Source organism: Kribbella sp. NPDC058693 (assembly GCF_042715335.1).
GTDB classification, from domain to species: domain Bacteria; phylum Actinomycetota; class Actinomycetes; order Propionibacteriales; family Kribbellaceae; genus Kribbella; species Kribbella jiaozuonensis.
The window spans coordinates 1,050,469-1,073,818 of the sequence record NZ_JBHXSQ010000003.1 but is presented as its reverse complement, the minus strand read 5'-3'; the positions used below and the strand labels follow the sequence as shown (position 1 = coordinate 1,073,818).

Sequence of the window (23,350 nt, the reverse complement as noted above, 5' to 3'; positions counted from 1 at the left end):
TTGGGCGCAGCGACCGAATTCAGTTGGGGACGCGCCGGATGCTGACCCAGCAGTGCCACTGCCTCATTTGTGACACTGCGTGTCGATTCATGCGATTTCTGTTACATCCGACTTGAGGACCGACTGTTGCGGTCCGGTCGCCGTGAGTCAAGGGATTTGGCCGAAACGAAGGGGAAAACCTGCGTCCGGCGAGATGTCAGTCCGTGGGGCGCAACTCGCGCCGAAGGTGTTCCGGCAACGCGACGGGCAGCCGGCAGGTGAATTTCTGACAGACGTACGCCGCGCGCTGCTCGCGCCCCTCCATCAGCGGTACGGCGAGACCGGGCTCGCCCGCGACGATCGCCGTACCCCAGGGCGCGTCGGTGAATGCGATCCTGACCAGCTCGGGCTGCGCACCGACGACAGCGATCTCAAGGGGGCCGCCGGCAATCGTCTCGGCAACCGCGAGCGCCCGGCCGGCGAACCGCGGCGCCCGCTCGGCGATCGCCGCCGACGCCTTCAAAGCCTCGGCGGCTGCGGTCTCGTACCGGACCGATCCGGTCAGACTCGCGAGCGTCGTCAATGCCTCCGCAGCCAAGCTCACACCGGACGGCGTCGCGTTGTCGGTCGCATCCTGCGGCCGCCAGACCAGCTCCTCCGCATCCGCGGCGGTGTCGAAGTAGGAGCCATCAGCAACAAACTGCTCCAGAACCCTGTCCAGCAAGGCTTTCGCGGTATCGAACCACGTCACGTCACCAGTGGCGCCCAACAAGGTCAAGCAGGCCTGGGCAAACGCCGCATAGTCCTCGAGTACGCCGTCCGCACTCCCCCGCACACCGTCCCGCGACGTCCGGTACAGCCGCCCGTCGAGATGCAGGTTCCGGATCAATCCGGCCGCGGCGACCGCAGCCTCGACGTAGTGCGGTTTGTCGAACACGATGCCCGCGCGGGTCAGCGCCGTGATCGCCAGACCGTTCCACGCGGCAACTACCTTGTCGTCGCGCCCCGGATAGGTCCGAGTGCTGCGCGCTTGCTTGAGGCTTTCGCGGACCCGCGACCATCGGGCAAAGTCGGGGTCCTGCCTTAGCTGGAGGACCGAGGTGCCGTGCTCGAAGGTGCCGGTCACGTCGCACAGCTCGATGACCCAATCCGCATCCTCGGCACCGAGAACCTCACGCAGCTCGCCAGGCGTCCAGGCGTAGTACTTGCCCTCTTCCCCATCCGTGTCGGCATCGAGTGCCGACGCGAACCCGCCCTCCGGCGTACGGAGCTCGGCCAGGAGGAAGTCGGCGGTCTCCTCGGCGATGCGCTTCGCGAGCGGATCGGCGGACACGGTCCACCACTGCGTGTAGACGTCGAGCAGCAGCGCGTTGTCGTACAGCATCTTCTCGAAATGCGGCACGATCCACTGGCCGTCGACGGAGTACCGCGCGAACCCGCCCGCCAACTGGTCGTACATCCCGCCGCGCGCCATCCGGTCGCAGGTGTGCGCGACCATCGCCAGCGCGTCCTCGTCCCCGGTACGTCGGTGGTGCCGGAGCAGGAAGTCGATCACCATCGACGGCGGGAACTTCGGCGCCCGCCCGAACCCGGCGTCGACCGGATCGAAGTCGGTCTTCAGCAGCTGCACCGCCCGGTCCAGGTCGACCTCTCCGCCGGTCGGCTGCTGCTGTCCGCCGAGTTGCTCGACCACGTTCTTGCCGATCCCGTCGATCTGCTCGCGCCGGTTCGTCCACGCGTCGGTGATTGCCTCCAGCACCTGCCGGAACGAGGCCATCCCACCGCGCGCGTCCTTCGGGAAGTACGTCCCGCAGAAGAACGGCTCGCCCGCCGGCGTCAGGAACGCCGACATCGGCCACCCGCCCTGCCCGGTCATCGCCACGGTCGCCGCCATGTAGATGGCATCGACGTCCGGCCGCTCCTCCCGATCCACCTTCACGCTGACGAAGTGCTCGCTCAGGTACGCCGCGGTCTCCGCGTCCTCGAACGACTCATGAGCCATCACATGGCACCAGTGACAGGCGGAGTACCCGACCGAGAGAAAGATCGGCACATCGCGCTCCCGCGCTTCCGCGAACGCCCGGTCCGACCACTCCCGCCATTCGACCGGGTTCTCCGCGTGCTGCCGCAGGTACGGACTGGTCGATCGCCCGAGCTCGTTCGCCATGCCCCCACCGTACGGAATGGACCTTGGCGCGCAGCAGTTGGATTGGTGCATGCCCGTGCACCCGTTGCTCGCCAGCCGCTTCAGCCCGATGTGGTTCGACTCCGACTGGAACGTCACCGACGACGACGTCGAGGTTCTCCTCGACGCGGCCCGCTGGGCGCCGTCCGCGGGCAACTCCCAGCCCTGGGCGTACTTCGTCGCGCGCCGCGGCGAGCCCGACCACGATCGCATCGTCAAGCACCTCGCCCGCAGCTCAGGCCGCTGGGCACCGAGCGCATCCCTGCTGATCGTGACGATGGCCCATCGGTACGTCGAAGACACCGACTGGGCCTACTCCGACTTCGCGGACTACGACCTCGGACAGTCCGTCGCACACCTGACCCTGCAGGCCCACGCCCTGGACCTCGCCTGCCGCCAGTTCCGGGCCTTCAACCTCGAGACCCTCACCGACGACCTGAAGCCGGGCGCCGGCTGGCACATCGTGTCGATGATCGCGATCGGCCGCGCCGCCGAGGACCGCCCGGCGGACCGCGAGCGACGCAGTACCGAGGAACTCCGGACCGCACCCTGGGACTAGACCGTCTGGGAGAGAGCGATCGACAGGCCCAGGGCGAGGGCCATGACGAAGAGCTCGACGCCGACGATGCGCCAGAACGGCTGGCCGCCGTCGAGGAGATCGCCGTGGGCGCGGCTGCGGTGCAGGCTGGACAGGACGATGAGGAGCAGGAACGCGGCGATCTTCACGATCAGCAAGGCGCCGTACGCATCGCCGGTCAGCGGGTCGAGGATCGAACCCCAGCCGCCGCCCTTCGCCGCCAACCGGCCGGCGGCGCTGATCAGGCCGCTGAGTAGCACCGCGATCGACGAGATGAACGCGACCTGCCCGTAGCGTTCCAGCACGATCGGCAGCCCGGTCCGGCTCGCTCGCCCGTACCGGACCAGCCCTGCGAGCCCGCCGACCCACGTGGTCGCCGCGATCACATGGATCACCAGCGCCGCGCCGGCCAGTACGACGTACGACTCGTTCCGTGGGTACGCCGTGACCGCGGTCGGGATCAACGCGGCGATCGCGACCAGTACGCCGAGACCCGCCGCGGACGACGTCTGCACCCGCCGGATGCCGATCGCCAGCGCGAGCACGAGGATGCCCGTGATCAGCAGCGCCTTCACCTCGGGTACGCCGAGAGCGTCGTCGAACCGCATCCGCAGCAAGGCCACCGGGGTGTCGAGCAGGATCGCCGCGGTGACGATCGCGTTGACGAACGCGCAGATCGCCCAGATGATCGCCGAGTTGCTCGCGTCCCGGACCGCACGGCGGCCCTGTACGCCGAGCGGGCCGCCATCGATCCGCAGCAGCACGACCGCGGCGAGCAGCGCGCCGGCGCAGCCGACCGTCGCCAGCGTGGAGATCAGTTTGAGCAGCGGCAGCAGCCAGGAGACGAAGAGGTCCGGACCGCCGATCCCGCCGAGGTCACGCGGCTGGCTGCCGGCCGCGAACAACGCGACCACCAGAGCCACCGAGGCGATGACGACAGCACCGACCCCGGCCGCGACCAGACGTCCGGGCATGCGATGCCGGGCGGCGCGGGTAGCGCGAGTCGCGCTCACCGAGCGGACCGGGGAGGGGCACCATTCAGCACCCGGCTCACTATAGGGTCATGGAAATGTGGGCTGCCCAGTCCGACACCATCTCGTGACCAGGGTGTAGCCCAGCTCCCAGGAATCAGTTACCGCACCGTCATGGCGTCAGTGCTGAGAGTGTTCCTTGGAGTCCTTCGACGGCTCAGTCGCCGCCGAGGTCTCCGTCGTCTCCGTCGGTGTCCGGTCCGAAGTCGTAGGCGGTACATCGCCATCCGGGGAAGGCGAGCTCTCCGGAGTCGCTGGGTCGCCGGACGGTGCTGGGTCGTCCGCACCAGCGTGCGGCACGTCGATGCGCTTCAGCTGTTTGCCCATGTTGCGCCACAGCAGCACCGTGGCGGCACCGAGTGCGAGCACGATCAACAGCGCGACCCAACCGGGTTTCACCGTATTCGGGTCGATCTCGGCCGTCAGAAGGGAGGTCGTCGCTGTCACGCCACCAGTCTCTCACTGTCCCAGCCGCCCGTCAGCGCAGCCCCGCGAAGAGGTCGTCTTCAGGCAGCTCCGACTCGATCAGACTCCGGGCAAGCTCGTAGTCCTCGGTCGGCCAGGCCGCCTGATGTACCTCGAGCGGAACGGTGAACCAGCCGCCGTACGGATCGATCTGCGTGGCGTGCGCGAGCAGCGCCTTGTCCCGGGTTGCGAAGTACTCCGCGCACTCGACCCGGGTGGTGATCCGGCGCTCGTTCTCCGGGTCCGGCTTCCAGTCCTTCAGGCGCTCGGCGTACGGCGACTCGAGGCCGCGCGCGACCATCGCGTCGTGCAGCGCCTTCATCCGCTCGTAGTGGAACGTGTGGTGGTAGTACAGCTTCAGCGGCTGGAACGGCTCGCCGAGCTCCGGATAGGCGTCCTTGTCCCCCGCCGCCTCGAACGCGGCCACGCTGATCTGGTGGCACATGACGTGGTCCGGGTGCGGGTAGCCGCCGTTCTCGTCGTACGTCGTGACGACCTGCGGGCGGAACTCGCGGATCAGCTTCACCAGCGGCGCGGCGGCGTCCTCGACCTTCAGCGCGCCGAAGCAGCCCTCGGGCAGCGGCGGCAGCGGATCGCCCTCCGGGAAACCCGAGTCGACCCAGCCGAGCCACTCCTGCCGGATGCCGAGGATCTCGCGCGCCGCGTCCATCTCCTTGCGGCGGATCTCGGTGATGTTCGCCAGCACCTCCGGGCGATCCATCTTCGGATTCAGGATCGATCCGCGTTCACCGCCGGTACAGGTGGCGACCATCACCTCGACGCCCTCGGCCACGTACCTGGCCGTCGACGCGGCTCCCTTGCTCGACTCGTCATCCGGGTGGGCGTGCACATGCAACAACCGAAGATCTCCACTCACAAGACACAATGGTCCTCCAACCTCCGGCTAAACCCACGACCGACCCCCTGGACTACCTGTGCCCGAGCCATCTGCGTCATCCGCCGCCACCCCGACCTCCGACCTGAACGCGCGGTACGGCAGGGGCGGGCGGTCCTGGCGACCGCTCGTGATCGGCGGCCTCGGGGTCGTGATCCTGGCCGGGCTGGTGTGGCTGGTGTGGGCGGCCTGGGTGCAGTCGAATCCGCCGGTCACCTCGCAGCTGAACGGGTTCGAGATCGTCTCGCCGACGAGCGCGAAGGCCACGATGAAGGTGGACCGGACCAAGTCGGTGGAGGCCAGTTGCCGGCTGCAGGCGAAGGCGGCCGACTTCTCGATCGTCGGTGAGGTGACCGTGACCGTGAAGGCGGATTCCCCCCGCCACCAGGTGCTCCCGGTCACGCTGACGACGCAACGCTCCGCAACCGCCGTCGTACTCGTCGGCTGTACGACGGCCGACCAGCACCGCCCGCACTGACCTGCGCCACCGGCGCGGATCCGACCTGGCAACCGATTGCCACCAGCGTGAACGATTAACGGGAAAAACCTTCGGGGCAAACGGTTTCCCCGTGTTTGCGTCGGCGCAGAAACCCTGCGTGATCTGCGGACTCTTGCTACGCTCGTTGGATTGGTCGCCGTCGACGACGGCGGCCAGCAGTATTTTCCTGCCCATCCCAACCGACACAAGGAGCAGCCCGTGACGCAGAAGATCGATGAGGACAGCGTTGTCTGGCTGACGCAGGACGGTTACGACCAGCTGAAGTCGGAGCTCGAGCACCTCAAGGGCCCGGCCCGCGCCGAGATCACGCAGCGGATCAGCGAGGCCAGGGACGAGGGCGACCTCAAGGAGAACGGCGGCTACCACGCCGCGAAGGACGAGCAGGGCAAGATCGAGGCCCGGATCCGGCAGCTCGAGGACATGCTCCGCCGGGCCCGCGTCGGCGAGACCCCGAAGGCCGGCGGCAAGATCGAGCCCGGCATGAAGGTGTCGATCACCTTCGCCGGTGACGACGACGTCGAGACGTTCCTGCTCGGCTCCCGCGAGTTGCTCGCCCTGGACGCGTCGGTCGACATCGACGTGTACTCCCCGCAGTCGCCCCTCGGCGCCGCGATCCTCGGCAAGAAGAAGGGCGACAAGGCCACCTACGAGGCGCCCAACGGCAAGCCCGTAACGGTCCAGATCGTCGCCGCGGAACCCTTCACCGGCTGACCCACCAAAAGCTCCCAGCGCCCCGGTGGACAACCACCGGGGCGCTGGTCTTTTGTGGCCCGGTAATTCGGAGGCGGGTTCGCCGCCCGCGGTCCAGACTGCGGAGATGGACGCCGGCGGCGGGTACGACGAGGCCGAGCTGTTCGGCGGTCTCGCGGCCGAGCAGTGGGCGGTCGCGTCGCGGGCGGATCCGCGGCGCGACGCGTCCTTCTACCGGGAGATCATCCGGTCCCAGGACGGGCCCGCACTCGAGCTCGGGTGCGGGTCCGGGCGGTTGCTGCTGACGTATCTGGCCGAAGGTCTGGACGTCTCCGGGAGCGACATCTCGCGCGACATGCTGACGGCCTGCCGCGAGGAGGCGGCGCGACTGGGCCTGGAGCCCACCCTGTACGAACAGCCGATGCAGGAACTCGCCGTACCAGGCACGTTCCGCACCATCTACATCCCGTGCGGCAGCTTCGCCTGTGTGATGGACCGGCAGGAAGCACTGCAGACCCTCCGCCGGTGTCACGACCACCTCGACATCGGCGGCGTACTCGCCTTCAACGTCTTCCCGGTCGGCATCAACTACGCCGAGCCGCCCGGCGACGACTTCCCCACACCCTGGGCGCCCACGATCCAGGTCGACCTACCCGACGGCGACCGCCTCAAGGTCTCCACCCGCTTCACCGCCCTCGACCGCATCGAGCAGACCTGGCAGGAAGAACGCCGCTACGAGCGGTACGCCGGAACTGCCCTGGTCCGCACCGAGATCCGCACAGGCCAGGGCCATTGGTACTTCCGCAACGAACTCCTCTGGATGCTCCAACTAGCCGGCTTCGCGCCGGACGCCATCACCGTCACGGGCGACCTCACGCCGGCACAGTTCGGGCCCGAGCACACCTACACGATGGCGATCACCGCCGTCCGCTAGCGTCCAGTGGCACTCCGGTACTTGCGGACTGCCAGTGGGGCGAAGACGGCGATGATTGCGGTGCACCAGATCAGGGAGAGCCAGACCGGGTGCTGGGCGGGGAAGCTGTCCGGGCTGGCGAACGGTGACGGGTTGCCGAAGAGGTGGCGGCAGGCGGCGACGATCGAGGAGATCGGGTTCCACTCGGCGATCGGTTGCAGGGCGCTCGGGAGTTGCGGTGTCGGGACGAACGCGTTCGACAGGAACGTCAGCGGGAACAGCCAGATCAGCCCCGCGGACGACGCCACCTCTGGCCCGCCGACGGACAACCCGATCAGCGCGCCCACCCAGAGCATCGCGAACGCGAACAGCAGCAGGATCCCGAACGCCGCCAGCGCCTGACCGAACCCGTTGTGCCAGCGCCAGCCGACGACGAGCCCGCAGATCACCATGATCAGCATCACGAAGGTGTTGAAGACCAGGTCGCCGACCACCCGCCCGGCGATCACCCCGGACCTTGCCATCGGCAACGACCTGAACCGGTCGATCAGTCCCTTCGACATGTCGTCGGCCAGCCCGACACTCGCCGAGGCGACCGCGAACGCCATCGTCTGCGCGAAGATCCCGGCCATCAGGAACTCCCGGTACGCCTTCGGTCCGGGGAAGCCGGGGATCGGGATCGCGTTCCCGAACACGTAGGCGAACAGCAGCACGAACATGATCGGCTGGATGGTCGCGTAGATCAGCATGTCCGGCGTCCGCGGGATCCGCTTCAGGCTCCGCCACGCCAGGATCCCGGCATCCGACAACGCCCGCGCGAGCGGATTCACCCGGGCCGGTACCTCGATACTCACACCGTCTCCTTCTGCTCGGCCTCGTGCCCGGTCAGGGTGAGGAACACGTCGTCCAGCGTCGGCCGCCGCAGGCCGATGTCGGCAATCCGGATCCCGGCGGCGTCCAGCGTCCGGATCACGTCGACCAGCGCGCTCGACCCGCCCGGCGCCGGCACCGTGATCCGGCGCGCGTGCTGATCGAGCGAGGTCGCCTCCGGATCGGCGATCCCGAGCGCGTTCGTCAGCAACTCCAGCGCCCGGGTCAGATCGGACGGGTCGTGGACGACGACCTCGATCCGCTCACCGCCGACCTTCGCCTTGAGCTCGTCCGCCGTACCGCGGGCGATCACCGAGCCGTGGTCGACCACCGCGATGCTGTCGGCCAGCTCGTCGGCCTCCTCCAGGTACTGCGTGGTCAGCAGGATCGTCACGCCTTCGCGCACGCGATCGCGGATGATCTGCCACAGGTCGAGCCGCGACCGCGGGTCCAGCCCGGTCGTCGGCTCGTCGAGGAACAGCACCTTCGGGTGCGCGATCAGCGAGCCGGCCAGGTCGAGCCGGCGGCGCATGCCACCGGAGTACGTCTTCAGGATCCGGTCCGCGGCGTCGGTCAGGTCGAACGTCTCGAGCAGTTCCTCCGCCCGTCGCTTTGCCTGGGCGCTCGGCAGCCGATACAGCCGGCCGAACATCCACAGGTTCTCCCGGCCGGTCAGCAGTTCGTCGACGGCGGCGTACTGCCCCGAGAGGCCGACGAGTCCACGGACCGTGTCCGCCTCTTTGACCACGTCGTGGCCGAGCACGCGGGCCGTGCCGGCATCCGGCCTGAGCAGCGTGGTGAGCACCCGGACTGCCGTGGTCTTGCCCGCTCCGTTCGGCCCGAGCAGGCCGAGCACCGTCCCCTCCGGCACGTCGAGATCGATCCCGTCGAGTGCCTTGACCGTCGATTTTCTGCCTTTGAACGCCTTCACGAGGCCGGTCGCCTCGATTGCAGCCATCCGCACGTCCCCCTTCTGGATGTGACGCAGGCCACCATCCTGCCGGAGATCGCCGACAATTTCACCCGGGAATTATATTGAGTCCCCTCGACTCAACTTTCTTGATACTTGAGTCGACACGGCTCAACTCACGCTCTACGGTCACGGAATGGGCATCCTCCGTCACCCGGATTTCCGCCGGCTGTGGGCCGCCGACCTGCTCAGCCAGCTCGGCTCCCGCCTGAGCATGAGCGCGATCCCGCTGCTCGCCGTACTGACCCTCAACGCGTCGACGCTGCAGGTCTCGCTGCTGCGGACCTGCGAGACGGCCGCCTGGCTCGTCCTCGGACTGTTCGCGGGCGCGTGGGCCGACCGGATCCGCTGCCGTCCGGTCCTCGTGTACGCCGATCTGCTGCGGGCGCTGCTCTACGCCTCGATTCCGATCGCCTGGTGGTTCGACGTACTCACGCTCACGCAGGTGTACGCCGTACTCGTGCCGGCCGGGATCCTCACCGTGCTGTTCGACGTGGCGCACAACTCGTACCTGCCTCGACTCCTCGAGCGGGATCGCCTGCTGCCGGGCAACGCCAAACTCGCCGCCAACCACTCGATCGCGGCGGTCGTCGGCGCCGGCGCAAGCGGCATCCTCGTCCAGTGGCTCGGCGCGGCGCTGACGATCGGCCTCGACGCGCTCAGCTTCCTGTGGTCAGCCCTGTGGCTGCGCTCGATCCGGGCGCCGGAGGCCGAGCCGGTGAAGCCCGAGCGGCCCGACCTGCGGCGCGAGATCGCGGACGGTATGCGGCACGTGTTCCATCACCCGCTGCTGCGGCCGCTCGCGCTGAACACGATGGTGACGATGCTGTTCCAGGCGGCGGCCGGCGCGATCATGGTCGTCTATCTGGTCCGCGCGGTTCATTTGCAGCCGGCAACCATCGGCGTACTCAGCATGATCGGCCTCTGTAGCGCGATCGTGGCTTCGGTCGTCACCGAGCGACTCAGCACCCGGTACGGCGATGCGCGCACGCTGCTGCTGTCGTCGACAGGTATCGGCGTCGCGTTCACCGTGCAGGCGCTGACCGCACCGGGCTGGCAGGTCAGCTGGTTCGTCGTCGGCACACTGCTCGCCGGCTTCTGCATCATCGTCAGCTACATCCTGCAGGTCAGCACGCAGCAACGGCTGTGCCCGCCCGAACTGCAGGGCCGGGTGAGCGCCACCATGAGCTTCGTCAGCTGGGGCGCCGCACCCCTCGGCAGCCTGCTCGGCGGGGCGCTGGGCACAGCGTTCGGCCTGCACACCACGCTGTGGATCGCAGGCCTCGGCACCCTCGCCGGAAACGCTGTCCTCTACTTCTCCCCACTTCGCACACTGCGCACGATCCCGGTCGCTCAGTCGGAGGCGATCTGAGCAGTGCCGACGAGGACCTCTACATCCAGGGCGGCGCGGCCGCGGCCGATCTCGACGTCCTTGGACTGGCCGGAGACGGCGCCGGTCCAGGTGACGCGGCCGAGCTGGGCCTCGGTGTGCACGTGGACGTCGGAGCCCCGGCGGAGCGCGACCTTCGCCGTACCGGACTCGACGCGGACCCGGGAGCGGCCCTTGGTGATCTGGGCGTCGAGGTCGGCCGAGCCGGCCTGGACGAGTACGTCGATCGGGCCGTCGACGTCCGAGACCTTCGCCGTACCAGCGGTGACGCGGACGCGGGTCAGACCGGGCAGGCGCTCCGCGTTCACGCTGCCGCCGGTCACCTCGACCTCGACCTGCAGGCTCGGGTTGACGCGGATCGACAGCTCCTTGGCGAGGCCGTTCACGTGCGCCTTCAGGTCGGTCGGGTTGCGCAGCATGCTGAACCCGTCGATCGACACGCCCATGTCGCCTTCGCTGCTGATGGCGAGCGTGTCACCGTCGCGCTTGATCACGTGCGGGCCGTCCACGGCGACACCGTTCACAGCCGGCTCACCGATCAACCGCACCCGCCGGCCGATCGCGCGCACGGTCACCCGCTGCACCCCGGCCGGGACCGGCACGTTGCTGTGCTCTTCCTCGACCGGCTCAGCCTCGTCTTCGGCATCCACGACGTCCTGCACCGGCCCACCCGCGTGCCGGCCGGCGGTCGACTCACTCGTCGGAGTCGGCTCCGGAGCGGCGGCCGGCTCGGCGACCGGCTCGGCGACCGGCTCGGCGACCGGCTCGGCGGTGGGTGAGTCGACGGCATCCGCCCAGACCGAGGTGGACGGTTCGTCGGCAACCGGAGCTTCTGCCGCCGGAGCTTCGGGCTCGGAAGGGGTGGTCTTGATGGCGGCGATCAGGGTGGTGGCCTCCTCGGTGGAGAGGTGGCCCTTGGCGACCCGGTCGAGGACGTCCTTGACCTGCTGGTCGTAGCTCTGGTTGCTCATGTCCCCAAGTGCAGCACCCCGACGGGTCGAAACCAATCGGGGAATCCCCGGATAAGCAGTGGTGCGGACCCCCGAAGGAAGCCCGCACCACTCATCTATAACCTCACAGCCCTCGGATGGAGCTGGTTGTTGTCACGCCGCCGGCGTCATCTCCTCCGACGCCAGCTCGTCCTGTACGGCGGTCAGCTCGGCCGCCTCTTCCTCTTCCAGCGCCCGGCGAGCCTTCAGCCCGCGCAGGCCGGTCAGCGCGATCACCAGTCCGAGCGCCGCGATCCCCGTCACGACCCCCAGCCCGGACTTGTACGCCGGGAGCACCCCGGCCGCCGTGGTGACACCGGCCGACTGGCCGCTGATCACCGCGGTTACGATCGCCAGCACCACCGCGCCGCCGACCTGGTTGGAGGTGTTGAACAGCCCCGACGCGAGCCCCTGCTCGTGGTCCGGAACCCCGGACACCGCCTGGATGTTCAGCGACGGGAACCCGATCGCGAACCCGAGCCCGAGCAGCATGATCGTCGGGAACACGGTCGAGAAGTACGCCGAGTCGGGCCCGATCCGCAGCGACAGGGCGTACCCGGCGACGAACAGCCCCATCGCCAGGATGATCATCTTCTCGGTGCCGACCCGGTCCACGATCTTGCCGACGTTCGGCGAGAGCGTGGCGACCAGCAGGCCGGCCGGGAGGAAGCCCAGCGCGGTCTGGAACGACGACCAGCCGAGGAGGTTCTGGAAGTACATGGTGCCGATCAGCTGGAAGGCGACGTACGAACCGAAGACGGTCAGGATGGCCAGGTTCGCCCGCCGCAGCGACGGGTTGCGCAGGATGCCGAGCCGGACCAGCGGGTGCTTGGTGCGCAGCTCGATCGCGACGAAGCTCGCCAGCAGCACGACCGCGAGCGCGAACAGCCCGAAGGTCTGCACCGAGACCCAGCCGGCGTGTTCGGCGCCGACGACCGCGTAGACCAGCGACAGCATGCCGCCGGTGACGGTGATGGCGCCCGGTACGTCGTACCCGCCGGCGGCGTCGTCACGCGGGCTGTTCGGGATCAGCTTGAGGCCGAACAGCAGCACGATCAGGGCGACCGGGCCGGGCATCAGGAAGGTCCAGCGCCAGCCGACCTCGGTCAGCGCGCCGCCGAGGATCAGGCCCATCGAGAAGCCGCTGGCGGCGCAGGTGGTGAAGATGCTGAGGGCGCGGTTGCGATCCGGGCCCTCGTGGAAGGTCGTGGTGATGATCGAGAGCGCGGCCGGGGCGGTGAACGCCGCGGCGACACCCTTCACGAACCGCGCCGCGATGAGCAGTTCGGGGTTGCTCGCCAGCGAGCTCAGCATCGAGACGACGGCGAACACGGCCAGCGCGATCAGGAAGACCCGGCGCCGGCCGAGCAGATCGGCGGTCCGGCCGCCGAGGAGCAGCAGGCCGCCGTACCCGAGCACGTAGCCGGTCACGACCCACTGGAGAGACGAAAGGGAGACGCCCAGGTCGGCGCCGATGGACGGCAGTGACATGCCGACCATGGACACGTCCAGGCCGTCGAGGAAGATCACGCCGCAGACCACCAGGAGGGCGCCCCACAGGCGAGCGTCCCAGGTCATCCGGGCAGGAGATGTGGTTTGCGTAGTCACGAGGAGAGACTATTCCATGCACATGCATCTAATGTCTAGGCATTAAATGCGTTTGCATTGAATGCGCGTGCATGCTATGGTCGCCGACATGGCCGCTACGAAGGTCAGCGTTGGGACTGGTGAGACCAACGCCGATGCAAGTGCTGATGTCAGGGAGTGGCGCGAGCTGCTGGCTCGCCACGCCGACCTGACCTGTGCCCTCGACCGCGCCTTGCAGGTCGGGCACTCGCTGGGCATGAGTGAGTACGAGGTGCTCGAGCGGCTGGCCGAACTGCCGGAGCATTCTGCGAAGGTGGCGACGATCGCCAAGTCCGTGCATCTGAGCCAGAGCGCCCTGTCCCGGGTGATCGGCCGGCTGGAGGTCGCCGGTCTGGTCGAGCGGCACATGTGCCCGGAAGATCGCCGCGCGATCAACGTCCGGCTGACCGACGAGGGTCTGCAGCTTCAGGGCGAGGCGCAGCCGACCCAGCGCCGGGTTCTGGCCGAGCGCCTGCACGCACCTCTCGTGAAGAGCTGCGAGCCTCTACCCTCAACGGGTGACTGAGACCTTCGACGACGCCCGCGAGGTCATCGCGGACCTGCATCGCATCGTGACGCCGTCGGGCGTCCAGGAAAGCTACGAACTCACGGCCGGTGGCATCGCCCACTGTGTCTACGCCCGCGGCAAGGACCGCTCGAATCCCGTCATCCTCTTCGTCCACGGCGGTCCGGCATCGCCGCTCGCCCCGGCGGCCTGGCAGTTCCAGCGCCCGGTCGAGGAGTACTTCACCGTCGTCACGTACGACCAGCGCGCGTCCGGCCGGACCTTGCGTACGGTCGACCCCGACACGATCGCGGACACCCTCACGGTCGCGCAGTACGCCGAGGACGCGATCGAGCTCGCCGAGCAGATCAAGGACCGGTACGGCGTCGAGAAGCTGATCCTGCTCGGCCACAGCTGGGGCAGCATCGTCGCGATGCAGGCCGCACTCACCCGGCCCGACCTCTTCTACGCGTACGTCGGGATCGGGCAGATCGTCGACGCCCGCGCGAACGAGGCGCTGTGCTTCGAGTACGCGCTGCAGCAGGCCCACGAGCACGATCACACCGAAGCGCTCGAGCAGCTCGCATCGATCGCGCCGTACCCCGGTGACGAGCCGGTGACCCGCGAGCGGATCATCATCGCGCGGCAATGGGCGCAGTACCGCGGCGGGTTGTCGGCGTACCGCGAGGACTCGTTGTACTACTTCCAGGCGCCGCTGCTCTCGCCGGAGTACACCGTCGAGGAGAGCGAGACCATTGGCGAGGGCAACCAATTCACCCTCGGCCGGGTGCTCGACGAGATGCTCACGATCGACTTCACGGCGGTGAAGGAGTTCCCGATCCCGGTGCTGATGTTCTTCGGGCGGCACGACTACACGACGCCGACGAAACCGGTCGAGGACTGGCTCGAGGCGGTCGAAGCGCCTTATAAACAAGCGGTTTGGTTCGAGCACTCGGCACATCTCGCGCCGTGGGAGGAGCCGGGCAAGTTCTTGATCAGCCTGGTGAACCACGTCCGTCAGTTGAGCGTGTAGCTGTAGCCGTTGGCAACGAGTCCGGCGAGGACGCGTTCGCGATGGTCCTCGCCGCGGAGCTCGAGCTGCAGGGCGACCTCGACCTCTTCCAGGCTCAGCGTCTCCGAGATCCGCTCGTGCAGGATCTCGATGATGTTCGCGTCCAGCGCGGCGAGCTGGCTCAGCAACGTGGCCAGCCCGCCAGGTGTGTCCGGGATCCGCACCCGTAGCGACAGGTACCGCCCGGCCGCGGCCATGCCGTGCCGGATCACTCGCATCAGCAGCAGCGGATCGATGTTGCCGCCGGACAGTACGACGACGACCGGCGGCTTGAACCGCTTCGGCTCGTCGAGTACGGCGGCGACCGCTGCGGCTCCGGCTGGTTCGATGACGAGTTTGGCGCGTTCGAGGACGAGCAAGAGGGCCTTGGACAACGAATCCTCGTCGACGGTCCGCACCTCACCGACGTACGCCTGCACCGCCTCGAACGGCACCTTCCCCGGCAGCCCGACCGCGATCCCGTCCGCCATCGTCGCCATCCGCTCGAGCTGCACCGGCTCACCTGCCTCTAGCGATGCCGGGTACGCCGCCGCGCCGGCCGCCTGTACGCCGACAACCTCGATCGGCAGCCCGTCGCGCTGCATCGCGGACGCGATCCCGGCGAGCAACCCGCCGCCACCGGTCGGTACGACGACGGTCCGCACCTGAGGGCACTGCTCGACGATCTCGAGCCCCGCCGTCGCCTGACCCGCCACGATGTCGGGATGGTCGAACGGATGGATCAGCACCGCACCCGTCTCGGCCGCGAACACACGCGCCGCGATCAGGCAGTCGTCGATCGACGTGCCGACGAAACGGATCTCCGCGCCGTACGCGCGGGTCGCCTTCTCCTTCGGGATCGGCGCGCCGTGCGGCATGAACACGGTCGCCTTGATGCCGAGCAGCTGCGCCGCGAGCGCCACGCCCTGCGCGTGGTTGCCGGCGCTGGCCGCGACCACTCCGCGGCTGCGTTCGGCCTTGGAGAGGCGGGCCATGCGTACGTACGCGCCGCGCAGCTTGAACGAACCGGTCCGTTGCAGGTTCTCGCATTTGAGGAAGACATCGCCGCCGACGAGTTCGCTCAACCACCGGGAGTACTCCAACGGGGTCGGTGCAACGACGTCGTGCAACAGATCGGCGGCCCGCGCAACATCCCTGGCATCGATCACAAAATCACTTTACGTTTCGCCGTGGGCACATACGCTGCAGCACATGAGAGTCACGGTCGTCGGCGTGTCAGAGGGCCCACAAGAGGTCGAGGTGCCGGACGGGACGTGGTTCGCCGACGTGGAGCCGACAATCCGCGCGCTGCGGGACCAGGGCGTCGACACCTCCGTACTGACCTGCCTCTCCGAGGATCCGCTCACCTATCAGGTGCGGCCCTCTGACGGCGTCACCAGCTCGGACCTGGCGCCATGGACAAAGCCGGAGTGGTACGACGAGGCACTCCCGTGGATCGCTCAGCACGTCGAAGCCACTGGACCGTGGACACAGGTCCGCTCCTGGGGTCTGTCGAACGTCCTTCGTATCCCGACCGCCTCGGGCGACGTGTACTTCAAGGCAATCGCCCACTCCACGACGATCAAGCCGACCCGCCCGGACCCGCTGCCACTCCTGTTCGCGCACGAGCCCTTGTTCCTCCAGAAGGCCTCCGAGGACCACCCCGGCGCGGTCCCCGCGCCACTCGCCATCGAGTCGCAGCGAGCTTGGATGCTGCTGCCGGACCTCGGCACCCCACTGGCTGCGGAGACCGACATCGAGGTGTGGATCGAGGCCGTACGCCGGCACGCGCGGCTGCAGCGCAGTTATGTGGATCGCCCCGAACGCCTGCTGGAAATCTCCTGCGCCGACCGCGGCCTCGCCGTACTGGACGCTGAACTCGACCGCCTGCTCGGCGCCACCCCGGCAACCGACCGCCTCGAACCGCACGAACGAGCCCTGCTGCCCACCCGCGCCAAACAGTTGCGCGAGGCAATCACTGAGCTGTCGTCGATCGGCCTCCCCGAAACCCTGCTCCACGGCGACCTGCACCCGGGAAACGTGGCAGTCCGGGACGGGCTGGTGCTGGCCTTCGACTGGACGGACGCATCCTTGTCCCACCCGTTCCTCGACCTGGTGACGTTCATCGAGGCGGAGCGCTCACCGCTGTCGGCGGACCCGCGGGTACTGGACGCGTACCTGAGCGAGTGGGAGGAGTACGCGCCTCCCGAAGACTTACGCCACGCCCTCGACCTCGCCACGCAACTGGGCACCCTCCACCAAACCATGACCTACGCCCACCTCCTCGATCACGTCACCGGCCCCAGCAAAGAATCGATGCTCCGAGGCGGCGTCTGGTGGCTCCGCCAACTCCTCAAGCCCGCCGGTTAGCGGTGCAGGATTGCCAGCTGGTTGCGCATGCCTCGGCGTACGGGTGGGTCCAGGTGGCGGTCCCATTCGGGGCGGCGTTCGCCTCGTAAGAGGGCGTAGTACGCGAGGGCCTCGGCCAGGGCCGCCTCGCGGAGGTAGCCGCGCGCCATCGGCTGCTTGCCCCGTCCGTTCGGCCGCGGGCGACGTTCGTACGCCGCGTTCGCCGTGAAGATGCCGAGGCCGTAGAAGACCGTGATGAGATCGGTCAGCGGCTCGTGGTCGGGGCGGCGGGTCAGGGAGATGCAGTCGCTGCCGAGGAGCAGCTCGTGGCCGACCTCATGCGCGTAGATCGCGATCAGCGCGACCGGATCGGCAGCTAGCGCCGGTGAGAGCTCGATCTGGTTCTGCCCGGCCCCGCGGATCCACCGACCGTGCTGCTCCTTCACCACCACGGTCGTCCCGCGCGTCGACGGACGCCGTACGCCGTCGAGCTCGAAGCTCAGCCCACACTGACCGGGCCGAAGATCCATCCGGCCATCAACCCGCCCACACAGCTCGACCGCAGCCGCCCGGCTCCCGTCGTACCCATCGGGAATGACATCGCCCGGCAGCGCGATCGGCCGAAGCACGACATCCCGGCCGAACTCCACGACCAGCCAGTCCATCGACGACCGGATCCACCGCCGGCTGCCACCGGGCAACCGTTCGCGCGGCGCCTTCAGCTGGGACCGTACCTGCTGGCTTCGTCGCATCATCCCGATCGGATTCCTCACCCGCCGGATCATGCCTGTCCGGCGTCACGCCAAACCTTCCGGGGTCGTTCCGTCACCGTCGGTTGACATCAGGCCAACGGCGCACCCTCCTGGATCGACGCGATCTCGGCGTCCTTCACCATCGCCGCGAGCCGCGCGAACGTACGCATCCGCACCGACCGGTCCAGCTCCGCCGGCATCACCGGCAAGATCGACACCGGCCACAACTCGTGCCGCCGGAAGCAGTACGCCGCCAACGCCTCCGACGCCCCACGCTCCCCCAGATACCCGAGCGTCTGCAGCGCGGAACGGCGACCAGGCACCCGCTCGACGGCCTGGTTCGCGAGGAAGATCCCGAACCCGTGGAACACCGCGAACAGATCGGTTACCGCCTCGGCATCCTGCCGCTGCCGATCGATCAGGTGGTACCCCCACAGCACCTCATGCCCGAGCTCGTGCGCCGTCGCAGCCACCACCGCCGATGGATCGGCAAGAACATCGGCCGACAGCATCACCGCAGTACCGTCGACGCCGCCGCTGCGCAGATCCACCCAGCACGCACGCGATCCGCTGCCCGCTGGTTTCGACCAGACCGCCTCGGCGCGATCGCACAGTTCCGCCCGTCGGTCGAGGTTCATCTCCCGGACGATCGCCGTACTGCGATGCAGCTCGGCCTGCAGCTCCCGCTCGGCAAGCACACCGATCTCGGGCGCGAAGCCGGCCGCAGCGAGCGCATCGATCTCAGCTGGCGTCATCGTTGCCCGCAGCCCCGATACCGCGACGATGTTCGCGCGCTGCTCGGCCCGAAGCCGGTGAACGGCTGCGCTGCGGGCGGCGGCGCGGACCTCGTCCATCCGGAAGCTGAACCGGATCCGGTCGTCGGGCACCTCCATCCAGGCGCAGACCTTGAGGCAGAGCTCACGGGCCGCACGCTCCGAACCGTCGTACCCGCGGGGCACGAACTCGCTCGGCAACACCGGCGGCCGACGCAGCGGCTCGACCCCGAACCGTCCGGTCAGCCAGTCCAACGTGTCTTCGATCCATCGCTCGGGTCCCCCAGGCAGCATGACCTTCGGCCCGTACAGCAGCTCCCGGTCCCGTTGCCGGCGCCGCCACGCACCGATCAGATTCATACCGAACTGACGCGACCGACTGGCGCGCCGTTCCATCGCAAAGTTTACGGTTGGATCACCAGCCGAGGACGCTGGGCGGACCCCCGATCAGCTCGTCGAGCCGCGCGACGAACCGGGCGCGCGGCTCGGGATCAAGAGCTACGTGCCACGCCGGGAGCAGCGGACCGTCCCGCAACAGCCGATGCTGCTTGAACCGGTGCGCCGCGAGCGCCTCCGCGACGGCCGTCTCGCCGAGGTACCCGAACGTCTCCACCGTCGGCGTCCCGATCGTGGTCTCGTCGAGGGCAGCGTTGGCGTGCGCGATACCGAAGCCATGCAGCACCGCGAACAGGTCCGTCAGCGGCTCCCGCAGTACGCCGGTCGCACCGGGCACCTCCGACGGCATCAGCACCTGATGCCCGAGCTCATGCGACACAGCGGCCATGAGTACGGTCGGATCCGCGAGTACGTCGGAGCCGAGCATGACCGCCGTATGGCCAGGCAGCAGCTCGACACCTGGCAGGCAATACGTGAGGTCCGTCCATCGCCCGGCCCGCGACGATTCCCGCCCGGCAGCCCCAGGCTCGGGCCGGTCGCGCCGCTCCGCCAGCTCGGCCCGACGCACCGGATCCGGCTCGGCCGCGATCTCCCGGCAACGCACCAACTCGGTGAGGAAGTCGAGGAACGCGAACCGCTGGATCTCCGGCAACAGCCCGACATCGGCGACGTCTTCCGGCGTATCGGTCCCGGCGCCGCACTCCACCAGCAGCTCGGCAAGCCGGGCGGCCGCATCGCAGTCGGCCCCTCCACGAGCGCCCGGGACCCGTCGGTGGGTCCGAACGGCGGCGACGTCCTCCGGCGCAGCCCCACGAAACGCGGGCAAGCTCTGGGCGACGAAGGCATCGGCAAGCGTTGCCCCCAGCAACTGTCCGGCCTCGACCACCTTCTCCAGCCGGAAACTGAACCGGATCCGCCCGGCCGGGATCCCCATCCGCTCAGCCACCAGCAGACACAACTCCCGACCAGCCGTCTCGGATCCGTCATACCCAGCCGGAACGAACTCACCCGGTACGACGGCAGGCCGACGCAGCGGGTCGGTCCCGAAGTGCTCGATCAACAACCGCAGCGATTCCTCGACCCACTGCCGCGCCCCACCCGGCAACTCGACCTTCGGCGCCCGCACGAGATCACCGAAGGACATATCCATGCCCACTGCGACGTCAGCCAACACCATTGCGGTTCCGGCTACTTGAGGAGCAGTTTGCCGAGGCGGCGGGAGGCGACGTACATGCCAAGGGTTCCCATGGCGACCAGGTAGAGGGCGTGGACGAGGAGGAACCAGCTGACCGCGCCGGTCGCGAAGGCGCGCTCGAGGACGACGCCCTGGTAGAGCGGGGTGATCTCGACCAGCCAGCGGATCGCCGCGGGGTAGGTCTCGACCGGGTAGAAGGTGGCCGAGAACAGGAACATCGGCATGATCGCGAGTTGCACGAACTCGAAGTCCTGCCAGCTGCGCATGAACGTCGTCAGCGCCATCCCCGCACCGGCGAACGCGAACCCGATCAGCACCGCGGCCGGTAGTGCGAGCAGCGCCCACCACGACGAGATCAGGCCCATGACCAGCATCACCAGGATGAACATCGCCGAGTAGATCGCGCCGCGCAGCAGCGCCCAGGTGATCTCGCCGGTCGCCACGTCCCACGGTCGCAGCGGTGTCGCGAGCATCGAGTCGTACAACTTGGCGTACTTCATCCGGAAGAAGATGTTGTACGTCGAGTCGAAGATCGCGCCGTTCATCGCCGAGCTGGCCAGCATCGCGGGCGCGACGAACGCGGCGTACGCGATCTTCGTCCCGTCGGACAAGGTGAAGTCACCGACGAGGTGAGCCACGCCGATGCCGATCGACAGCAGGTAGAAGACCGGCTCGAAGAACCCGGACAGGAACACGACCCACGACCGCCGGTAGAGCAAGAAGTTCCGCTCGACGATATGCCGGCCGCCACCGAGCCGGACCGGAACCGGGACAACCCGGGCAGCAATGGTCGCCATCAGCGGATCAACTTTCGGGTGAAGCCGCGGACGGCGAGCCAGGTGCCGGCGATGAACCAGGCCAGCAGGTAGACGACGTTGACGAGCGCCAGCCACGGGTTCACCGTGCCGAGGCTCAGGTTGCGGCACAGATCGACCGCGTGCCACAGCGGACTCACGTACGCGAGCCACTCGATCCAGTCGGGCAGTTGTGAGACCGGGAAGAACGCACCGGAGAACAGGAACGCCGGCACCACGCCGAAGCGGAAGATCATCGCGAAGCCCGAGTCGTTCTCCAGCGTCGTCGCGTATGCCGCGATCGGTCCGGCGACCGCCATCCCGACGAGCAGCGCGACCGGCAGACCCAGGATCCCGAGCGGGGACTTCAACCCGCCGAACAACGCGATGATCACCAGGAACACCGCGCACGAGCTCAACACCCGGAACGCGATGAACGCCAGCTGCCCGTACACCACGTCCGCCGGCCGCAGCGGAGTCGCGATCATCGAGTGGAAGAACTTCTGCCACTTCAGCCCGGACATCACCGGGTACGTCGATTCGCCGACCGCGATCTGCAGCGCCGTCGAGGCGAGCAGCCCCGGCGCGATGAACTGCAGGTAGCTCACGCCGCCGAGCGCGCCGGTCCCGTTGCTGTCGACGAACGAGCCGAGCCCGATCCCCATCGCGGCCAGGTAGAGCATCGGCAGCAGGAAGCTGCTGATCATCGTGCCCTTCCAGGTCCGCTTGTAGACGGTCAGCCAGTAGTCGAACATCCGGCGACCGTTCTCGATCGCAAGCGCCATCAGTCCACCAACGTCCGGCCGGTGAGCCGCAGGAACACGTCCTCGAGCGTTGAGCGCCGTACGAGAACCGCTGCCGGTTGCAGCCCGCGCTCATGTACGGCGGCGACCGCGCGCTCGCCGTCGTCGGTGTAGAGCAGCAGGCGGTCCGGCAGCACTTCGATGCGCTGGGCAAGATCCTCGACCTTGCCGGCCAGGGCGTCGTGGTCGGCCAGCATCACGTCCGGCCCGAACCGCAGCTCGGTCACCTCGCGGGTCGAGTAGTCCCGGATCAGGTCGGACGGCGAGCCCTCGGCCGCGATCAGGCCGCCGTCCATCACCACGAGCCGGTCACACAACTGCTCGGCCTCGTCCATGTAGTGGGTGGTGATGATCAGTGTCACGCCGGCCTGTTTGAGCCGGAAGAGTTTGTCCCACAGCAGGTGCCGAGCCTGTGGGTCGAGGCCGGTCGTCGGCTCGTCGAGGAGCAGCAGGTCGGGCTTGCTGACCAGCGAGCGCGCGATCGTCAGCCGCCGCTTCATCCCGCCGGACAGCTCGTCGACCTTGACCTTCGCCTTCTCGGTCAGCGCCACGAACTCGAGCAGCTCGTCGGCCCGCTCACGGCACTCGGCCCGGCTCAGACCGAAGTACCGCCCGTAGATCGTGAGGTTCTCCTTGACGGTGAGCTCGGTGTCGAGGGTGTCGTCCTGCGGGCAGACCCCCAGCCGGGCGCGGATCGCCGGACCGTCGGTGGCCGGATCGAGGCCGAGGATGCGCAGCGTGCCGCCGCTGGTCGGGGAGACCGCGCCGATCATCCGCATCGTCGACGACTTGCCCGCGCCGTTCGGCCCGAGGAACCCGAAGGCCTCGCCGCGCCACACGTCCAGGTCGATCCCGCGGACCGCTTCGAAGTCGCCGTACGACTTCCGCAGGTCGCGGACGTGGACCAAGGACTCCCGCTGCTCACTCACCTTCCAGACACTAGACGCCCCTCCGGACAGTTTCTTCTTGTTTTGGGCTGATCCGGATCAGCCGCGGCCGACGTACGGCATGCCGGCGGCCATCACGGTCAGGGTCGGTACGGCGACGGTGGTCGGCAGCTGCGCGATCTGTACGACGAAGTCCGCGACGATCTTCGGGTCGAACGTCGGCTCGACCGCGATCGAGCCGTCGGGCTGGAGGACGCCCTGCTCCATCCGGGCGGTCATCGCGGTCGCGGCGTTGCCGATGTCGATCTGGCAGGCGGTGATGCCGTGCGCGCGGCCTTCCAGTTCGAGGCCCTTGGTCAGGCCGGTGATGGCGTGCTTGCTCGCGGTGTACGCAATCCCCTGCGGCCGTGGCACATGCGCCGAGATCGACCCGTTGTTGATGATCCGCCCACCCTTGGGGTCCTGCCGCAACATCAGCTCGAACGCCGCCTGCGCACACAGGAACGACCCGGTCAGGTTGGTGTCCACCACCCGCCGCCAGTCCTCCTCCCGCACATCCTCCACCCCAGCCGCCGGCGACCCCGTTCCCGCGTTGTTCACCAACAAATCAACCCGCTCAAGCCCCCTGAAGAACTCCCGCACAGCAGCCCCATCAGCCACATCCAAGGCCGCACCCGTCACCGCACCCCATTCCCCACTTCCCGCCGCCGCCGCCGCGCTAGCGGCGGCGGCGGCGGTCTCCTGAAGCGTCTCCTCAGTACGACCT

At 68.4% G+C, this 23,350-nt stretch carries 24 protein-coding genes; 8 read left to right on the top strand and 16 right to left on the bottom strand.

Annotated elements, in window-relative coordinates; genetic code table 11:
- Positions 1-196 precede the first annotated feature (196 nt).
- A complete protein-coding gene (locus tag ACFWUU_RS23275; protein ID WP_380178080.1) occupies positions 197-2,146 on the bottom strand; it encodes a thioredoxin domain-containing protein in 1,950 nt (649 codons plus the stop codon).
- Between the two features lie 49 nt (positions 2,147-2,195).
- On the opposite strand from ACFWUU_RS23275, the gene ACFWUU_RS23270 reads away from it, so the two are divergent.
- Complete coding sequence (locus ACFWUU_RS23270; protein ID WP_380178078.1) at positions 2,196-2,723, top strand: nitroreductase family protein; 528 nt, start codon at positions 2,196-2,198, stop codon at positions 2,721-2,723.
- On the opposite strand, the gene ACFWUU_RS23265 is transcribed toward ACFWUU_RS23270, so the two are convergent.
- From ACFWUU_RS23265 to mca, 3 genes are all read right to left on the bottom strand, one after another.
- Entirely contained in the window at positions 2,720-3,754 is a 1,035-nt protein-coding gene (locus tag ACFWUU_RS23265) for a copper resistance D family protein (protein WP_380178076.1), read from the bottom strand. The genes ACFWUU_RS23270 and ACFWUU_RS23265 overlap by 4 nt on opposite strands.
- 138 nt (positions 3,755-3,892) lie before the next feature.
- Positions 3,893-4,219, bottom strand: a complete 327-nt coding sequence (locus tag ACFWUU_RS23260; RefSeq protein WP_380178074.1) for a hypothetical protein — start codon at positions 4,217-4,219, stop codon at positions 3,893-3,895.
- A 31-nt stretch (positions 4,220-4,250) separates the two neighbouring features.
- Complete coding sequence (gene mca / locus ACFWUU_RS23255; protein ID WP_380178072.1) at positions 4,251-5,114, bottom strand: mycothiol conjugate amidase Mca; 864 nt, start codon at positions 5,112-5,114, stop codon at positions 4,251-4,253.
- A 58-nt stretch (positions 5,115-5,172) separates the two neighbouring features.
- On the opposite strand from mca, the gene ACFWUU_RS23250 reads away from it, so the two are divergent.
- The 3 genes from ACFWUU_RS23250 (at position 5,173) to ACFWUU_RS23240 (ending at position 7,255) form a co-directional block, all read left to right on the top strand.
- Positions 5,173-5,610: a DUF4307 domain-containing protein gene (locus ACFWUU_RS23250; protein WP_380178070.1), complete on the top strand. Its 438-nt coding sequence runs from the start codon at positions 5,173-5,175 to the stop codon at positions 5,608-5,610.
- Between the two features lie 219 nt (positions 5,611-5,829).
- A complete protein-coding gene (greA, locus tag ACFWUU_RS23245; RefSeq protein ID WP_134108254.1) occupies positions 5,830-6,342 on the top strand; it encodes a transcription elongation factor GreA in 513 nt (170 codons plus the stop codon).
- Positions 6,343-6,448: 106 nt separating this feature from the next.
- Complete coding sequence (locus ACFWUU_RS23240; protein WP_380178069.1) at positions 6,449-7,255, top strand: class I SAM-dependent methyltransferase; 807 nt, start codon at positions 6,449-6,451, stop codon at positions 7,253-7,255.
- Here the strand turns inward: ACFWUU_RS23240 and ACFWUU_RS23235 are convergent.
- Together ACFWUU_RS23235 and ACFWUU_RS23230 are read right to left on the bottom strand one after the other, a co-directional pair.
- On the bottom strand, positions 7,252-8,088 hold the full coding sequence (locus tag ACFWUU_RS23235) for an ABC transporter permease (protein WP_380178067.1): 837 nt from the start codon (positions 8,086-8,088) through the stop codon (positions 7,252-7,254). The two genes, ACFWUU_RS23240 and ACFWUU_RS23235, sit on opposite strands and share 4 nt — an antisense overlap.
- The gene (locus ACFWUU_RS23230) at positions 8,085-9,062 is read right to left on the bottom strand and encodes an ATP-binding cassette domain-containing protein (protein WP_380178065.1); all 978 of its coding nucleotides are present in this window, start codon (positions 9,060-9,062) and stop codon (positions 8,085-8,087) included. Before ACFWUU_RS23230 ends, ACFWUU_RS23235 begins: the two co-directional genes overlap by 4 nt.
- A 148-nt stretch (positions 9,063-9,210) precedes the next feature.
- Between ACFWUU_RS23230 and ACFWUU_RS23225 the strand changes: the two genes are divergently transcribed.
- Complete coding sequence (locus tag ACFWUU_RS23225; RefSeq protein ID WP_137258425.1) at positions 9,211-10,446, top strand: MFS transporter; 1,236 nt, start codon at positions 9,211-9,213, stop codon at positions 10,444-10,446.
- On the opposite strand, the gene ACFWUU_RS23220 is transcribed toward ACFWUU_RS23225, so the two are convergent.
- Entirely contained in the window at positions 10,428-11,435 is a 1,008-nt protein-coding gene (locus ACFWUU_RS23220; protein WP_380178063.1) for a hypothetical protein, read from the bottom strand. The genes ACFWUU_RS23225 and ACFWUU_RS23220 overlap by 19 nt on opposite strands.
- Positions 11,436-11,567: 132 nt before the next feature.
- Positions 11,568-13,061 (bottom strand): MFS transporter, encoded by a 1,494-nt coding sequence (locus ACFWUU_RS23215; protein ID WP_380178061.1) that lies wholly within the window; start codon positions 13,059-13,061, stop codon positions 11,568-11,570.
- 88 nt (positions 13,062-13,149) lie between these two features.
- On the opposite strand from ACFWUU_RS23215, the gene ACFWUU_RS23210 reads away from it, so the two are divergent.
- A complete protein-coding gene (locus tag ACFWUU_RS23210) occupies positions 13,150-13,605 on the top strand; it encodes a MarR family winged helix-turn-helix transcriptional regulator (protein WP_137258427.1) in 456 nt (151 codons plus the stop codon).
- A complete protein-coding gene (locus tag ACFWUU_RS23205; RefSeq protein ID WP_380178059.1) occupies positions 13,598-14,617 on the top strand; it encodes an alpha/beta fold hydrolase in 1,020 nt (339 codons plus the stop codon). The genes ACFWUU_RS23210 and ACFWUU_RS23205 overlap by 8 nt, the downstream gene beginning before the upstream one ends.
- Here ACFWUU_RS23205 and ilvA read toward each other — a convergent pair.
- Positions 14,602-15,804: a threonine ammonia-lyase gene (gene ilvA / locus ACFWUU_RS23200; RefSeq protein WP_380178057.1), complete on the bottom strand. Its 1,203-nt coding sequence runs from the start codon at positions 15,802-15,804 to the stop codon at positions 14,602-14,604. The two genes, ACFWUU_RS23205 and ilvA, sit on opposite strands and share 16 nt — an antisense overlap.
- A 43-nt stretch (positions 15,805-15,847) precedes the next feature.
- On the opposite strand from ilvA, the gene ACFWUU_RS23195 reads away from it, so the two are divergent.
- Positions 15,848-17,005, top strand: coding sequence for a phosphotransferase (locus tag ACFWUU_RS23195; RefSeq protein WP_380178055.1), 1,158 nt, complete (start codon positions 15,848-15,850; stop codon positions 17,003-17,005).
- On the opposite strand, the gene ACFWUU_RS23190 is transcribed toward ACFWUU_RS23195, so the two are convergent.
- The 7 genes from ACFWUU_RS23190 to ACFWUU_RS23160 all read right to left on the bottom strand — a co-directional run bounded on the left by ACFWUU_RS23190 (position 17,002) and on the right by ACFWUU_RS23160 (position 23,265).
- Positions 17,002-17,757 (bottom strand): hypothetical protein, encoded by a 756-nt coding sequence (locus tag ACFWUU_RS23190; protein ID WP_380178053.1) that lies wholly within the window; start codon positions 17,755-17,757, stop codon positions 17,002-17,004. The two genes, ACFWUU_RS23195 and ACFWUU_RS23190, sit on opposite strands and share 4 nt — an antisense overlap.
- 68 nt (positions 17,758-17,825) lie before the next feature.
- Complete coding sequence (locus ACFWUU_RS23185; RefSeq protein WP_380178051.1) at positions 17,826-18,905, bottom strand: hypothetical protein; 1,080 nt, start codon at positions 18,903-18,905, stop codon at positions 17,826-17,828.
- A gap of 19 nt (positions 18,906-18,924) precedes the next feature.
- Entirely contained in the window at positions 18,925-20,055 is a 1,131-nt protein-coding gene (locus ACFWUU_RS23180) for a hypothetical protein (RefSeq protein ID WP_380178049.1), read from the bottom strand.
- 38 nt (positions 20,056-20,093) lie between these two features.
- The gene (locus ACFWUU_RS23175; protein ID WP_380178047.1) at positions 20,094-20,897 is read right to left on the bottom strand and encodes an ABC transporter permease; all 804 of its coding nucleotides are present in this window, start codon (positions 20,895-20,897) and stop codon (positions 20,094-20,096) included.
- Complete coding sequence (locus tag ACFWUU_RS23170) at positions 20,897-21,679, bottom strand: ABC transporter permease (RefSeq protein WP_380178045.1); 783 nt, start codon at positions 21,677-21,679, stop codon at positions 20,897-20,899. Before ACFWUU_RS23170 ends, ACFWUU_RS23175 begins: the two co-directional genes overlap by 1 nt.
- The gene (locus tag ACFWUU_RS23165) at positions 21,679-22,626 is read right to left on the bottom strand and encodes an ABC transporter ATP-binding protein (protein ID WP_137258437.1); all 948 of its coding nucleotides are present in this window, start codon (positions 22,624-22,626) and stop codon (positions 21,679-21,681) included. Before ACFWUU_RS23165 ends, ACFWUU_RS23170 begins: the two co-directional genes overlap by 1 nt.
- Before the next feature lie 57 nt (positions 22,627-22,683).
- Positions 22,684-23,265 (bottom strand): SDR family oxidoreductase, encoded by a 582-nt coding sequence (locus tag ACFWUU_RS23160; protein WP_380178043.1) that lies wholly within the window; start codon positions 23,263-23,265, stop codon positions 22,684-22,686.
- Positions 23,266-23,350: the final 85 nt, after the last annotated feature.